Consider the following 13,929-nt stretch of genomic DNA (forward strand, 5'->3'; position numbering starts at 1 on the left):
CACTGGCCCATCAGGAGGACCTCCTGGTCCGACGGGGCCAACTGGTGCGACAGGACCGGGTGGTGGACCGAGTGGAAGTACAGGAGCGACGGGAGCAACGGGAACTACAGGGGCAACAGGAAGTACAGGTGTAACTGGAGCAGCGGGAACTACAGGTCCAACTGGAAGCACAGGAGCACAGGGCTTGCAAGGAATACAAGGAATTCAAGGGCCGATTGGACCAACCGGTCCAGAAGGTCCTCAAGGTATTCAAGGTATTCCTGGTCCGACGGGCGTAACTGGTGAACAAGGGATCCAAGGGGTTCAGGGGATTCAAGGGATAACAGGTGCAACTGGAGATCAAGGTCCGCAAGGTATCCAGGGATCTATTGGACCTCAAGGTGTAACAGGAGCAACAGGTGATCAAGGTCCACAAGGAATACAAGGGGTACCAGGTCCAACAGGAGAAACAGGACCACAAGGAGTGCAAGGAATACAAGGGCCGATGGGAGATATAGGACCAACAGGACCAGAAGGACCAGAAGGACTTCAAGGTCCGCAAGGAATCCAAGGTGTGCCAGGACCAGCTGGAGCAACAGGTCCAGAGGGCCCACAAGGAATCCAAGGAATTCAAGGGCCAGTAGGAGCGACAGGACCAGAAGGCCCGCAAGGAATTCAGGGAATACAAGGGATACAAGGTGTAACAGGAGCAACAGGAGTACAAGGAGCAACTGGAATTCAAGGGGTTCAAGGTACTCAAGGGGCAACAGGTCCAGAGGGTCCACAAGGAGTGCAAGGTACTCAAGGGGCGATAGGTCCAACAGGTCCAATGGGAGCGCAGGGAGTGCAAGGTATTCAAGGAATCCAAGGTCCGACGGGTGCGCAAGGAGTGCAAGGACCGCAGGGAATACAAGGGATCCAAGGTCCAACAGGAGTAACAGGGGATACGGGTGTAACCGGAGCGACAGGGGAAGGAACTACAGGACCGACAGGAGTAACAGGTCCAACCGGGATAACAGGTCCTTCTGGAGGACCAGCAGGACCGAGTGGTCCAACTGGGCCATCTGGTCCGACTGGAGTGACAGGTCCATCCGGTGGACCACCTGGACCGACAGGAGCAACCGGTGTGACAGGAGCAACTGGAGATACCGGGGCGACAGGCTCAACAGGAGTGCCAGGAGCGACTGGAGAAACAGGAGCAACTGGGGTTACGGGTTTACAAGGCCCCCAAGGAATACAAGGAGTGCAAGGGATCCAAGGTCCAACAGGCGCGCAAGGAGTGCAAGGGCCTCAAGGGATACAAGGAGTAACTGGGGCGACAGGAGATCAAGGTCCACAGGGAATCCAAGGCCCCCAAGGAATACAAGGTCCAACAGGTCCCCAAGGAATTCAAGGTGCACAAGGTCCCCAAGGGATACAAGGAGAAACCGGAGCCACTGGAGCACAAGGTCCACAGGGAATTCAAGGGATACAAGGAGTGCAGGGGCCGACCGGTCCGCAAGGCCCAACAGGAATTCAAGGTGTGCAAGGTGACATAGGTCCAACCGGTCCACAAGGCGTGCAAGGATTGCAAGGTCCACAAGGCCCAACAGGGGATACTGGGGCAACCGGAGCACAAGGTCCCCAAGGAATTCAAGGTCCACAAGGCCCAACGGGATCCACTGGAGCAACCGGAGCGACAGGTCCCCAAGGAATTCAAGGTCCGCAGGGAATCCAGGGTCCAACCGGTGCCCAAGGCCCAACAGGGGACACGGGGCCAACCGGTTCACAAGGAATTCAAGGTCCAACCGGTCCAACTGGAGCGGGAGTAACCGGGGCTACAGGGGCAACGGGTGTGACCGGGGTTAGTACAACTGCAACATACTCATTTGCGAATAACACATCAGGAACTGCTATTTCTGTTCTATTAGGTGGTACGAATGTACCGTTACCGAACAATCAAAATATTGGTCCAGGAATCACTGTTAATGGTACGAATACTGTATTTACAGTTGCAAATGCCGGGAACTATTATATAGCTTATACAATTAATATAACGGCAGCTTTACTCGTAAGTTCACGTATAACTGTAAATGGGGTTCAACTTGCAGGAACCGTTAATTCACCAGCAGTAGCCACAGGTTCATTTAATGCGACAATAATTGCTAATTTGCCTGCTGGAGCTGCTATTAGTTTGCAGTTATTTGGATTACTTGCAATAGCTACATTATCTACGACAACGCCAGGAGCTACTTTAACTATTATTAGATTAAGTTAATAAGAAGAGAACCTTGGAGCTTTTATGCTTCAAGGTTTTTTGTCCCCACTGATTAAAATTTCACTTTATCTCGTTATTTGTAGGCGGTCTAATTGGTTAGGAAAGTTTTACTTTATTCACTTGAGCAAAAACATCGCAGTTCGAAAATATATTATAATAGAATGAAAAGAGAGAAATTTGGCAGAAAGGGAGGGTGGCGATGCAGGATATGATTACAGATTTTTTTGGACGCCCACTTCAAGATTTGCGTATATCTGTCATTGATCGTTGCAATTTTAGATGTACATATTGTATGCCAGCGGAAGTTTTTGGGCCAGATTATGCTTTTTTGAAAGATGAGTTTTTATTGACGTTTGATGAAATTGAGCGTTTGGCAAAACTATTTGTTAGCATCGGTGTACGAAAAATTAGACTTACTGGTGGCGAGCCGCTGCTTCGTAAAGATTTAACAAAGCTTATTGCACGTCTCGTGAAAATTGACGGGCTAGTAGATATAGGGTTAACGACAAATGCGATTCATTTAACGAAACAAGCAAAAGTATTAAAAGAAGCTGGATTACATAGAGTAAATGTTAGTTTAGATGCAATAGATGATGATGTATTTAAGGTCATTAATGGCCGGAATATTAATACGAAACTTGTTATAAAGGGAATTATGGCTGCAAAAGAGGCCGGGCTTGATGTAAAGGTAAACATGGTTGTGAAAAAAGGGATGAACGACCATCAAGTACTTCCGATGGCTGCCTATTTTAAAGAACAAGGAATCACGCTTAGGTTTATTGAGTTTATGGATGTTGGTAGTACAAATGGGTGGAACTTTGATCAAGTCGTTACAAAGCAAGAATTAATTGAAATGATTCATAGCGTGTATCCGCTTGAGCCGGCTGAAGTGCATTATTTCGGTGAAGTTGCGAAGCGATATCGTTACGTTGGAACAAATGTCGAAGTCGGTTTTATTACTTCTGTTTCTGAATCGTTTTGTTCCTCTTGTACGAGAGCGAGAATTTCGGCAGATGGAAAGTTTTATACTTGCTTATTTGCGACCGAAGGATTGGATATAAGGGAACTTCTTAGAGGGAATCTTTCGGATGATGAGTTAGTAAGTGTTATACAAGATGTATGGATGAATAGAAAAGATAGATATTCGGATGAACGGACAGAAGAAAGTGCAAAAAATCGTCCGAAAATTGAAATGTCTTATATAGGAGGATAAGAAAGGGGGCTATCGTATGCAGGAGCGATATTCAAGACAAATATTATTTGCTGGTGTTGGAGAAGAAGGACAGAAAAAAATTAGAGAGAAACATGTGCTTATTATTGGGGCTGGAGCTCTTGGTGCAGCAAATGCAGAAGCGATTGTGAGAGCAGGTGTTGGAAAAATAACAATTGCAGATCGTGATTATGTAGAATGGAGCAATTTACAAAGGCAACAATTATATACAGAAGAAGATGCAAAGCAGTATAAACCGAAGGCGGTAGCAGCGGCAGAACATTTAAAGGCGATTAATTCTGAGGTGGAAATAAATCCAGTTGTGACAGATGTAACAGTGCAAGAAATGGAAGAGCTAGTGAATGATGTAGATTTAATATTAGATGCGACAGATAATTTTGAAACGCGTCTTCTTATTAATGATATTTCACAAAAGTATAATATTCCGTGGATATATGGTGGTTGTGTAGGAAGCTACGGAGTAACGTATACAATTTTACCAGGAAAAACACCGTGTTTCCGCTGTTTAATGGAGCATCCGGCGAGCGGAGCAACATGTGATACGGCTGGCATTATACAACCGGCAGTACAATTAGTAGTTGCACATCAAATAACGGAAGCGCTGAAAATATTAGTAGAAGACTATGGAGCACTTCGCGAAACGATGTTATCGTTTGATCTTTGGAATAATCAACAGATGGCATTTAAAGTGAATAGGCAGAAAAAAGACACGTGTTTATCTTGTGGGAGATTACGTACATATCCGAGTTTAACATTTGAAGCACAAACGAAAACAGAAGTGTTATGTGGTCGAAATACAGTACAAATCCGTCCAGGTACGCGGAATGAATTTAATTTAGAGGAAATTAAAAAGCGCTTACAAAGAAGTGTGGATGTAAAAGCTACTCCGTATTTATTATCATTTCCGGTAGAGGAATTTCGTTTTGTTTTATTTACAGATGGCAGGGCATTTATTCATGGAACGAATGATATCAATGTGGCAAAACGTTTATATGCAAGATATATAGGTTGAATCTAAAGGAAACCCTTTAGATTCAACAGAGAGAAGATTAAGATTTTCTCGTATAATCTCCACTTTTTCCACCTGTTTTTTCAAGTAAGTACGTTTCGCCAATAATCATACCTTTATCAACAGCTTTACACATATCGTACACAGTAAGAGCAGTAGCGGAAGCTGCTGTTAAAGCTTCCATTTCAACACCGGTGCTACCTTCTGTCTTAACTTTTACTTCAATAAGTAATCGATATTGTTCTTCGGATTGTTTCCAATCGAAAGAAACGTCAACACCTTTTAATAATAAAGGATGGCACATTGGGATAATATCAGAAGTACGTTTCGCAGCCATAATACCTGCGATTTGTGCAACTGCTAATACGTCACCTTTCCCGATTTCATTGTGAGAGATTTTATCGTAAATTTCTTTTGTAACGACAATGCTAGAGCACGCAATTGCAGTTCGAACGGTTGTTTTTTTGTCACTTATATCAACCATCTTCGCGCGTCCTTGGTCATTAAAGTGTGTGAATGAAGACATGGAATTCCTCCTTGAAGTAATTTCTATTTAATATATAAAGTTTAATCGAGATAAAAAAAATTGCAAATATGAGGTGATAAACGATGGTAGAAAAACGCATTCCGATTCAAGTTGCTGAGGCAGTGGAGAGAGTAATGGAATATGCGAAGAATGGTGAAGTAGAAGAAGTTTCTATTACGGAAAGTTACGGGAGAATTCTTGGAGAGGATGTTGTCTCTGATCATGACGTTCCTCATTTTGATCGTTCTCCTTACGATGGTTTCGCAATTCGGGCAGAAGATACGAAAGAAGCAAATCAAGAGAATTCGATTGAGTTTGAAGTAATAGGAGAAATTGGGGCGGGATTTGTTTTTACAGGAGCAGTAGGGGCATTTCAGGCGGTTCGTATTATGACAGGAGCAGCTATTCCAGAGGGTTGTAATGCAGTCGTAATGCTAGAGCTGACAGAAGGTTTTGAGAAGAACGGAAAAGCATATATGAAGTTAAAGCGTCCTTTTCATAGTGGTGACAACGTGTCATTTAAAGGGGAAGATATAAAACAAAATCAAGTTCTCGTTAAGAAAGGTGTTGCAATTAATCCAGGTGTTGCGGCCTTATTAGCGACGTTTGGATATAATACTGTGAAGGTTGTAAAACAGCCTGTTGTTGGTATTGTGACGACAGGAAGTGAATTATTAGAAGTACATGAGTCGTTACAGCCGGGGAAAATTAGAAATAGTAACTCGTATATGATTGCCGCTCAAATTATGAAAGCTGGAGGGAAAGTTCGTTATTATGGCCAACTTGCCGACGAGTTAGATTCATGTTTTACAGCCGTTCAATCAGCAATGAATGAGGTTGATATTTTAATTACGACAGGCGGTGTGTCGGTAGGAGATTATGACTACTTGCCGGCCATTTATGAAAGATTACAAGCGAATGTACTCTTTAATAAAATAGCGATGAGACCAGGTAGTGTAACGACAGTAGCTGAAGTTGATGGGAAGTTACTTTTCGGTTTATCAGGAAATCCTTCAGCTTGCTATGTAGGCTTTGAACTATTTGTGCATCCGGTTATAAAAACATATTTGTATGCGAAGGAGCCTCACGTATATAGAGCTGATGCCATTTTACAAAAAGATTTTCCAAAGCCAAATCCGTTTACTCGTTTTGTAAGAGCAAACGTGACAATTGTGGACGGGGCATTACAAGCGATGCCGGTTGGTTTAGATAAATCAAGTGCGGTATCTTCACTTGCTGATGTGAATGCTTTTATTGTGTTGCCTGGAGGAACGAGAGGATTTGAGGCAGGAATGAAAGTATCGGTATTATTGTTAGAGCACGCCGAGGGATGTGATTGGCCATGGGCAAAGCCCCTTCAATCTTACAAATAGTAGGGTATCAAAATAGCGGGAAAACAACGCTTGTTGAGAAAATAGTGCATGCGTTAGCTGAACGGAAAATGAAAGTTGCTACCATTAAACATCACGGTCACGGAGGTTTTCCAGAAGTAGCGCAAAAAGATAGTGAAAGGCACCGAAAGGCGGGTGCTGTTGTCAGTAGTGTAGAAGGTGCGGGATTACTTTCGCTGTCGTCATTAAAAGAGGAATGGTCCTTGCGAGAAATTATTCGCTTATATGAGTTTTTTGAAGTGGATACAATTTTAATAGAGGGCTATAAAAAAGAGAGCTATCCGAAAGTAGTGTTACTTCGTTCTGCCGAAGACGTTGAACTTTTACATAAAGTAGAAAATATAGTAGCGGTTATTACGTGGCATGATGTTCCCGCAAACTTACGAGAAGAATATAAAGTATTTCATATAACAGAAGAAGAGTTGTATATAGACTGGTTTGTACAAACGGTAAGGAGTACGCAATGACAAATACGTATTATGAAGTAATTGATACAGAAATCTTGGTTGAAGAGGTAGCGAAAAAAGTAATTCGCCGTGAATGCGGTGCCGTTACAACATTTATTGGAACGGTTAGAGAGTTTACGAAAGGGCGTCGTACATTATACTTAGAATACGTCGCTTATAAAACGATGGCAGAAAAGATGCTAGAGAAAATTGGCTTAGAAGTGAAAGAGAAGTGGCCAGGTACACACGTTGCGATTACACATCGCATCGGTACACTGCAAATTTCTGATATCGCGGTTGTTGTTGCTGTTTCAACACCGCATCGTAAAGCGGCTTATGAAGCGAATGAATATATTATGGAACGCATAAAACAAATTGTTCCGATTTGGAAAAAGGAGTTTTGGGAAGATGGAGACTCTTGGATTGGTGATCAATTAGAAAAAACGCCATATCCGGCGGGAGAGCCTGGGAAGGAGCTATAAGTATGATTCGAGTATTGTTATTTGCGCACTTGCAAGAGGAAGCAGGAACAAGTGAATTACAAATAGAGAAAGAAAATATTACGGTTGCAGAGTTAAAAGATGTTGTTGCTAAAGAATATAATGTGCCAGTGACAGAACCAATTATGGTTGCAATAAATGAAGAATATGCAAATGAAGATGACAAGATTCAATCTGGTGATATTGTTGCACTTATCCCACCGGTGAGCGGTGGTTAATATTGGATTTATTAAAACGACTTTCCTACATAGGGGAAGTCGTTTTTTTATGGCATTTTTGCGAACACTAATTTATAGAAAAAGGAGGGTATTATGAAAAAAATATGTGTAGTTATTACAATGATATGTTCGGTCTTTTTCTCTTCTCCAAGTGATTCTTTTGCGAAAGAATCAAGGGAACAGCTTTTAGAAAGTGCATTATCGAATAGGTACTATTCAATTATCAGACAAGTGACAGAAGATCAATATGAATGTGCTTCAGTTATAAATATAAAGCGTCTTGGCAAGAAAGATGAGTTCGTTCCTAGATTTGAAATTACGCTACAATTTCTCACATTCCAAGGTGCACATAATCCGCCAAATGATAAAGTTACACTTACTTTGGAAGATCATTTAGATCACGTAAAGATAAAGAAGGTGGAGCGAGAAAAGAATGTTTCTGGTGATGTTGCAGAAAAGGTTTGTGAACGCGAAAAAGAAAAAATAAAAGCTCACTCTAATGATTCAGAGTAATAATCCATGACATTTAGTAAAGAAAGGTAATGAGCGATGGACATACTTTTAGCGATTTTACCGGCTCTATTTTGGGGAAGTATTGTGCTATTTAACGTGAAACTGGGTGGAGGACCGTATAGTCAAACGCTCGGTACGACGCTTGGCGCACTTATTTTCTCGATTGTTGTTTATATTTTTGTGAAGCCAGTATTAACTCCTACTGTTATTGGAGTTGGGATTGTGTCAGGTTTATTTTGGGCACTTGGACAGGCGAATCAATTAAAAAGTATTGATTTAATGGGCGTTTCGAGAACAATGCCCATTTCGACAGGACTGCAATTAGTTGCGACGACTTTATTTGGAGTCATCGTATTTCATGAGTGGTCCACGACAATATCAGTCGTCCTTGGCGTTTTGGCACTCGTTTGTATTATTATCGGTGTTATTTTAACATCACTTCAAAGTGAGGAAGAAAAGAGTGCAGAGCAAGCGGGAAATTTTAAAAGAGGTATTATCATTTTATTGATTTCAACAGTCGGTTATTTAGTTTATGTAGTAGTAATTAGACTATTTAATGTAGATGGTTGGTCAGCTTTATTGCCACAAGCAGTTGGTATGGTGTTAGGAGGCATTTTGCTTACGTTCAAACATCATCCATTTAATAAATATGCGATACGAAATATTATTCCAGGATTAATTTGGGCAGCTGGAAATATGTTTTTATTCATTTCACAGCCGCGTGTTGGAGTGGCAACAAGTTTCTCGCTATCACAAATGGGAATTATTATTTCAACGCTTGGCGGGATTCTTATATTAGGTGAAAAGAAAACAAAACGCCAATTAATGGGGATTGTTGCCGGTATCGTTTTTATTATTGCAGCCGGAATTATGTTAGGTGTTGCAAAAAGTTAAAGGGGGCATTGAAATGTATAGTGATTTAGCAGGGAAAGTTGTCGTTATTACAGGATCGGCAACTGGTCTTGGAAGAGCGATGGGAGTAAGGTTTGCTAAGGAGAAAGCAAGAGTAGTGATTAACTATCGCTCACGAGAGTCAGAAGCGCATGATGTATTAGAAGAAATTAAAAAAGTAGGCGGAGAAGCGATTGCTGTAAAAGGAGATGTCACGAATGAATCTGATGTTGTGAATCTCATTCAATCTGCTGTGAAAGAGTTTGGTACACTTGACGTTATGATTAATAATGCAGGGATAGAAAATGCGGTACCATCGCATGAAATGCCGCTCGAAGATTGGAATAAAGTAATCAATACAAATTTAACAGGTGCTTTTTTGGGAAGCCGTGAAGCGATTAAATATTTTGTAGAACATGATATTAAAGGGTCTGTCATTAATATGTCGAGTGTTCATGAGAAAATTCCGTGGCCGCTATTTGTGCATTATGCGGCCAGTAAGGGTGGTATTAAACTGATGACAGAAACGTTAGCATTAGAATATGCACCAAAAGGTATTCGAGTAAATAATATTGGGCCAGGTGCAATAAATACGCCAATTAATGCAGAGAAGTTTGCTGATCCTAAAAAACGTGCTGACGTAGAAAGTATGATACCGATGGGTTATATCGGAAAACCGGAAGAAATTGCAGCTGTTGCAACGTGGCTCGCTTCATCAGAGGCAAGTTACGTAACTGGAATTACGTTATTTGCAGATGGTGGAATGACGTTATATCCATCGTTCCAAGCAGGACGTGGGTAATAGAAAAGGACAAAGAGTTTTAGCTCTTTGTCCTTTTTTCTGCAAAAAAAAATAGCGGTCGGCTATTTTAAATTTAATGATTAATTGTATCTTGAAGATATTCTGTTGCTTGATGTTCAGAAACATTTTGTACGAGTGCAACTTCGCTAATCATCATTTTTCGGGCATTATCTAGCATTTGTTTTTCGCTCGCATTTAAAGCTCTCTCTTTATTGCGGCGAAGTAAATCACGAACAACCTCTGCACTATCTTGCAGATTGCCGTTTTTCATTTTTTCCATATTCATTGTATATCTTTGTTTCCAGGAAAGTGATGTATCTGATTCCCCGTTTTGAAATTCAAGAAGTATATCATCTAACGTACCTTTATCTACGATATAACGAATACCTGATTTTTGTAATTGATCCATAGGAAGCATTACTTGCATATCTTTACTAATGATACGTATCACACAATATTGACGTATTGTTCCTAATATTTCTTTCTCTTCAATGGCTTCGATGACTCCTGCGCCGTTCATTGGATAAACGATTTTATCACCAATTTGAAACAAATCATCCACCTCCATATGTGGTAACCATCTTTAATGATAACATAAGTGAATAAAAATGTCAAATTTTATATAATACCATAATAATTATACCCGAGTCAATAAGTAAAAACTCTTTTTTTTTATATATTTTTTTGCTCTTACTTATCTATGATTTTTTTAGAAAAATAGTACAGGTGAAGAAAGAAGGCATATCCACTTATTTTTAAGCATAAAATGTAAAATCGCTAATACAATATACCTAAATCCGTTCTTTGCAAAGGAGGGAGAGAAGGTGGGGCGCACAATAAAAATTGATATTACAAATAAAGTTGTAGCTAAATTTAGACCAGATTGTTTGGAATTATATACGAGTAAATTTATGATAGGTAAGTTTTATGTCTATACTGAAGGTAAACAATATGTGTTAGAAGACGGATATATATATGAAGACGGAAAATTTTATCGCATCATAGATACGCACCGTGGCAATAATCAAGCGGCGGAGGGCTGCGATCTAGGATGGTGTTAACATGATTCGTGTGAAAGTGTTTGATGAAAGTCACGAAAAAGACTTAGAAGACGCTGTAAATGTGTTTTTGAAAAAGATTGATGATAATAAATTTGTAGATATTAAGTACCAAGTTGGTGTTTCCATTAACGATGATGAGAACCAAATTTATTGTTTTTCAGCAATGATCGTTTATAAAGCATAAAAAAGAGCTGGGTGAGCCAGCTCTTTTTTATGCTTTATGTTGGGACAACGTGTGTCGGTAATACGTTCATAATAGATTGGGGTGTACCTAATTTCTTTGTCGTTAAAAGAGGCTCCCCAGTCTCATGGTTTTGGGCATCTGTACACATACCGAGGTGATAACGATCACCTAAAAATGGATCAATATAAAAACCGTTTTTGAATACTTTATCATTCGGATGTTTTTCGTGATGAATATCAGAGCAGTTAATGCAATAGAACATAGCTTTCATCCCCTTTTTATTTTTGTTTGAAAAAAGTGAGTCGGTAGTCATTTCGCTCCTAAGGAAATGTTGAGGAGAAGAGAAATAACTACCTACTCAAATGGTGGGCATATTCCTTCTGATTTTTTATATCTCGCGTAGTGTCCCCGAGGGAAGGAGGAGAGACGAAATACGCATGATATACGTAAGGCTCTTCTTTCAAGATGAATGATGGAGTTTCATGTTGAGAGAAGTTTTTATTTTTTGTTGCCTTTGTGAGTATCTTATGAAGGAATGCTGAGAGGGTGTTTGTCCTGTTGAAAAAATGTTGAGAATTTCTCAACAGTAAAAAGAATTAGCGTTGACATGAAACTAAAAGGTGTTATATTATCTAAATGTAACCAAAAGGTGTTATATTTGAACGCCGAATAAAGGAGAATGAAAATGGAACAACAAAATACATTAAATGATATTAAACAAACAATCGTTTTCAACGCGTCTATTCAAAAAGTATGGAATGTAGTATCAACTGCAGATGGAATCGCGTCATGGTTTATGCCAAATGATTTCGCATTAGAGGTAGGACATGAATTTCATGTGCAATCACCATTTGGACCATCACCATGTAAAGTGTTAGAAATCGATGAGCCAAACCATCTATCTTTCTCATGGGATACAGATGGCTGGGTCGTTTCATTTAATTTGAAAGACCTAGGAGATAATAAAACAGAATTTACGTTAATTCACGGCGGCTGGAAACATTCTGATGAAATCCTTCCAAAACCAAATGCGAAGAGCTCTATTATTCACGAAAGAATGAGCGGCGGCTGGGTAGCGATTGTAAATGAAAAACTGAAAAAGGTTGTCGAAGGCTAAGTGTCCTCATCGGCAGCGAAATACGATGTATTTCAAGCAATTGCTGATCCAACCCGCCGAGAAGTAATACGGTTATTAAGTGATAAAGAGTTACCGATTTCCAAAATAACGGATCATTTTCCGATGAGTCGTACTGCGGTTGTAAAGCACCTTCATATTCTTTCAGAAGCGAATTTAGTAAGCGGAAGAAAGAGCGGAAGAGAGAAGATATATCGCTTGCATCCAGAACCATTAGAGGAATTACAACAATGGCTCTCGTATTATGAGCGTTTTTGGGATAATAAATTGTCCATGCTGAAACATATTGTGGAGAATGAAGAGTAAAAAGAGGATGACCGTTTTGGTCATCCTCTTTATTTTTGCTCACTTGTTTGTGTAGCTGGCTTTAATAAAAGCCAAGCGATAATTAGTGTAAGTACTGCTAATACGAAAGTACTCATATAAATGACGTGTACACTTGATGCTAATGCCTCTTGCGATTCGGTTACTACATTTGCTGTAGTTCCTCCGTGTCCGCCACCAGATACAAGATCAAGATTTTTAATACCACGTGCGTGAATCATCGTATTGAAGATAGTTCCAAAGATTGCAGCACCTAATGTTTGACTAAATGTATTAATAAATGTGTTTAAACCAACGGCTGTTCCGCGTGTATGAGCTGGTACGGCGGCTTGAATTGTTACCATGTAAATCGGTGTCACAAGCCCCATTCCTAAGCCGAATAATCCGACTGCTACATAAATAAGGAACGATGGTGAATTTGTTGATAATGTAAATAATAAGAACGTAGCGACTGATAAAATGCTAGCTCCAAGTAAAATGATTTGTTTCGTTTTTAATTTGCCCACTAAGTTACCTGAGAACATGGCACCGAATGTCCACATAACAGGAATCGGCATTAAAATGAGTCCGGCTTCTGTCGCGTTTTTTCCTAATACACCTTGGCTCCAGATTGGAAGGTATACTGTAATACTAATAATCATGGCACCGGCAATGAGAGTTAGTATGTTTATCGTAGATAATGTACGGTTAGAGAAAAGTGCTAACGGAATTAATGGTTCCGGAGATTTTTTCTCGATGAATAAGAAAAGAATGAATGAAACGACGGCGAAGATTAATAGGCCGATAATTGTTATATCTCCCCAGTTTTGCTTACTGCTACCTGTTAATAATGCGTATAGTAAAGCGATTGTGCTTAATGAAAAGACTGTAGCCCCAAGATAATCGATATGTTGCTTAGATGATTTAATAGATTCTTTGTAATAAATGGCGATCATTAAGCAAGCGATAATTCCAAATGGAACGTTTAAGAAGAAAATATAACGCCAAGAAAGAGAATCAACTAAAAATCCACCTACTAACGGCCCGATAACGCCAGATACACCCCAAACGGCACTCATCCAGCCTTGTGCTTTCGCGCGGTCTCTTGCTTCGCTATATAAGTCGCCGATAATCGTCATTGTGATCGGCATAACAGCACCAGCACCAATACCTTGAAGAGCGCGGAAGAAGATTAATTGTTCCATTGATGTAACGACTCCGCAAAGTGCAGAACCGACTAAAAAGATTGTAGCTCCGATAAGTAAAACTTTTTTACGGCCGAATAAATCAGCGAGCTTTCCGTATATTGGAGTCGAAACAGCTGTTGCAAGCATATAAATTGCATATACCCAACTAACAAGTTCGACGCCTGACAAATCACTCGTTATACGAGGAATTGCTGTACTAACAATCGTTCCTTCTACCGCAGAAAGAAACGTCATTAGCATTAAAGACATCATGACTTTTTTTCTCATATGTTTTC

At 40.2% G+C, this 13,929-nt stretch carries 18 protein-coding genes; 14 read left to right on the top strand and 4 right to left on the bottom strand.

Annotation, left to right across the window (positions count from 1 at the left end; translation table 11 throughout):
- The 3 genes from BAQ44_RS16660 to BAQ44_RS16670 form a co-directional block, all read left to right on the top strand.
- A partial coding sequence (locus BAQ44_RS16660; protein ID WP_071722464.1) for a BclA-related collagen-like exosporium protein occupies positions 1-2,236 on the top strand: 2,236 nt, incomplete at its 5' end.
- Between the two features lie 199 nt (positions 2,237-2,435).
- The gene (moaA, locus tag BAQ44_RS16665; RefSeq protein ID WP_071722466.1) at positions 2,436-3,449 is read left to right on the top strand and encodes a GTP 3',8-cyclase MoaA; all 1,014 of its coding nucleotides are present in this window, start codon (positions 2,436-2,438) and stop codon (positions 3,447-3,449) included.
- Positions 3,450-3,465: 16 nt separating this feature from the next.
- The gene (locus tag BAQ44_RS16670) at positions 3,466-4,479 is read left to right on the top strand and encodes a molybdopterin-synthase adenylyltransferase MoeB (RefSeq protein WP_061676797.1); all 1,014 of its coding nucleotides are present in this window, start codon (positions 3,466-3,468) and stop codon (positions 4,477-4,479) included.
- 37 nt (positions 4,480-4,516) lie between these two features.
- Here BAQ44_RS16670 and moaC read toward each other — a convergent pair whose 3' ends face one another.
- Positions 4,517-5,002 (bottom strand): cyclic pyranopterin monophosphate synthase MoaC, encoded by a 486-nt coding sequence (gene moaC, locus BAQ44_RS16675; RefSeq protein WP_063262121.1) that lies wholly within the window; start codon positions 5,000-5,002, stop codon positions 4,517-4,519.
- Between the two features lie 83 nt (positions 5,003-5,085).
- Here moaC and moeA point away from each other — a divergent pair, with 83 nt between their 5' ends.
- From moeA to BAQ44_RS16710, 7 genes are all read left to right on the top strand, one after another.
- Entirely contained in the window at positions 5,086-6,375 is a 1,290-nt protein-coding gene (gene moeA, locus BAQ44_RS16680; protein WP_071722468.1) for a molybdopterin molybdotransferase MoeA, read from the top strand.
- The gene (gene mobB, locus BAQ44_RS16685; protein WP_071722471.1) at positions 6,345-6,860 is read left to right on the top strand and encodes a molybdopterin-guanine dinucleotide biosynthesis protein B; all 516 of its coding nucleotides are present in this window, start codon (positions 6,345-6,347) and stop codon (positions 6,858-6,860) included. The genes moeA and mobB overlap by 31 nt, the downstream gene beginning before the upstream one ends.
- Positions 6,857-7,321 carry a molybdopterin synthase catalytic subunit MoaE gene (moaE, locus tag BAQ44_RS16690; protein ID WP_001994514.1) on the top strand — a complete coding sequence of 155 codons (465 nt, stop codon included), beginning with the start codon at positions 6,857-6,859 and terminating at the stop codon, positions 7,319-7,321. The genes mobB and moaE overlap by 4 nt, the downstream gene beginning before the upstream one ends.
- A 2-nt stretch (positions 7,322-7,323) precedes the next feature.
- Positions 7,324-7,557, top strand: coding sequence for a molybdopterin converting factor subunit 1 (gene moaD, locus BAQ44_RS16695; protein WP_061676801.1), 234 nt, complete (start codon positions 7,324-7,326; stop codon positions 7,555-7,557).
- Positions 7,558-7,650: 93 nt separating this feature from the next.
- Positions 7,651-8,070 (top strand): DUF3888 domain-containing protein, encoded by a 420-nt coding sequence (locus tag BAQ44_RS16700; protein WP_063262117.1) that lies wholly within the window; start codon positions 7,651-7,653, stop codon positions 8,068-8,070.
- Between the two features lie 36 nt (positions 8,071-8,106).
- On the top strand, positions 8,107-8,964 hold the full coding sequence (gene glcU / locus BAQ44_RS16705; RefSeq protein WP_063262116.1) for a glucose uptake protein GlcU: 858 nt from the start codon (positions 8,107-8,109) through the stop codon (positions 8,962-8,964).
- Positions 8,965-8,977: 13 nt separating this feature from the next.
- A complete protein-coding gene (locus BAQ44_RS16710; RefSeq protein ID WP_071722473.1) occupies positions 8,978-9,763 on the top strand; it encodes a glucose 1-dehydrogenase in 786 nt (261 codons plus the stop codon).
- Between the two features lie 73 nt (positions 9,764-9,836).
- Here the strand turns inward: BAQ44_RS16710 and BAQ44_RS16715 are convergent, their stop codons facing one another.
- Entirely contained in the window at positions 9,837-10,331 is a 495-nt protein-coding gene (locus tag BAQ44_RS16715) for a CarD family transcriptional regulator (protein WP_001998466.1), read from the bottom strand.
- A 256-nt stretch (positions 10,332-10,587) separates the two neighbouring features.
- On the opposite strand from BAQ44_RS16715, the gene BAQ44_RS16720 reads away from it, so the two are divergent.
- Positions 10,588-10,824 (top strand): DUF2553 family protein, encoded by a 237-nt coding sequence (locus BAQ44_RS16720; protein ID WP_000533797.1) that lies wholly within the window; start codon positions 10,588-10,590, stop codon positions 10,822-10,824.
- A gap of 1 nt (position 10,825) precedes the next feature.
- Positions 10,826-11,008 (top strand): sporulation protein Cse60, encoded by a 183-nt coding sequence (locus tag BAQ44_RS16725; protein ID WP_071722475.1) that lies wholly within the window; start codon positions 10,826-10,828, stop codon positions 11,006-11,008.
- Between the two features lie 34 nt (positions 11,009-11,042).
- Here the strand turns inward: BAQ44_RS16725 and BAQ44_RS16730 are convergent, their stop codons facing one another.
- A complete protein-coding gene (locus BAQ44_RS16730) occupies positions 11,043-11,270 on the bottom strand; it encodes a DUF3973 domain-containing protein (protein WP_033659785.1) in 228 nt (75 codons plus the stop codon).
- 423 nt (positions 11,271-11,693) lie between these two features.
- On the opposite strand from BAQ44_RS16730, the gene BAQ44_RS16740 reads away from it, so the two are divergent.
- Together BAQ44_RS16740 and BAQ44_RS16745 are read left to right on the top strand one after the other, a co-directional pair.
- Positions 11,694-12,125: an SRPBCC family protein gene (locus BAQ44_RS16740; protein ID WP_071722477.1), complete on the top strand. Its 432-nt coding sequence runs from the start codon at positions 11,694-11,696 to the stop codon at positions 12,123-12,125.
- On the top strand, positions 12,126-12,449 hold the full coding sequence (locus BAQ44_RS16745) for an ArsR/SmtB family transcription factor (RefSeq protein ID WP_000098837.1): 324 nt from the start codon (positions 12,126-12,128) through the stop codon (positions 12,447-12,449).
- 29 nt (positions 12,450-12,478) lie between these two features.
- On the opposite strand, the gene BAQ44_RS16750 is transcribed toward BAQ44_RS16745, so the two are convergent.
- Complete coding sequence (locus tag BAQ44_RS16750; protein ID WP_071722479.1) at positions 12,479-13,921, bottom strand: MDR family MFS transporter; 1,443 nt, start codon at positions 13,919-13,921, stop codon at positions 12,479-12,481.
- Positions 13,922-13,929: the final 8 nt, after the last annotated feature.

Source organism: Bacillus mobilis (genome assembly GCF_001884045.1).
In the GTDB taxonomy this organism is placed as follows: domain Bacteria; phylum Bacillota; class Bacilli; order Bacillales; family Bacillaceae_G; genus Bacillus_A; species Bacillus_A mobilis.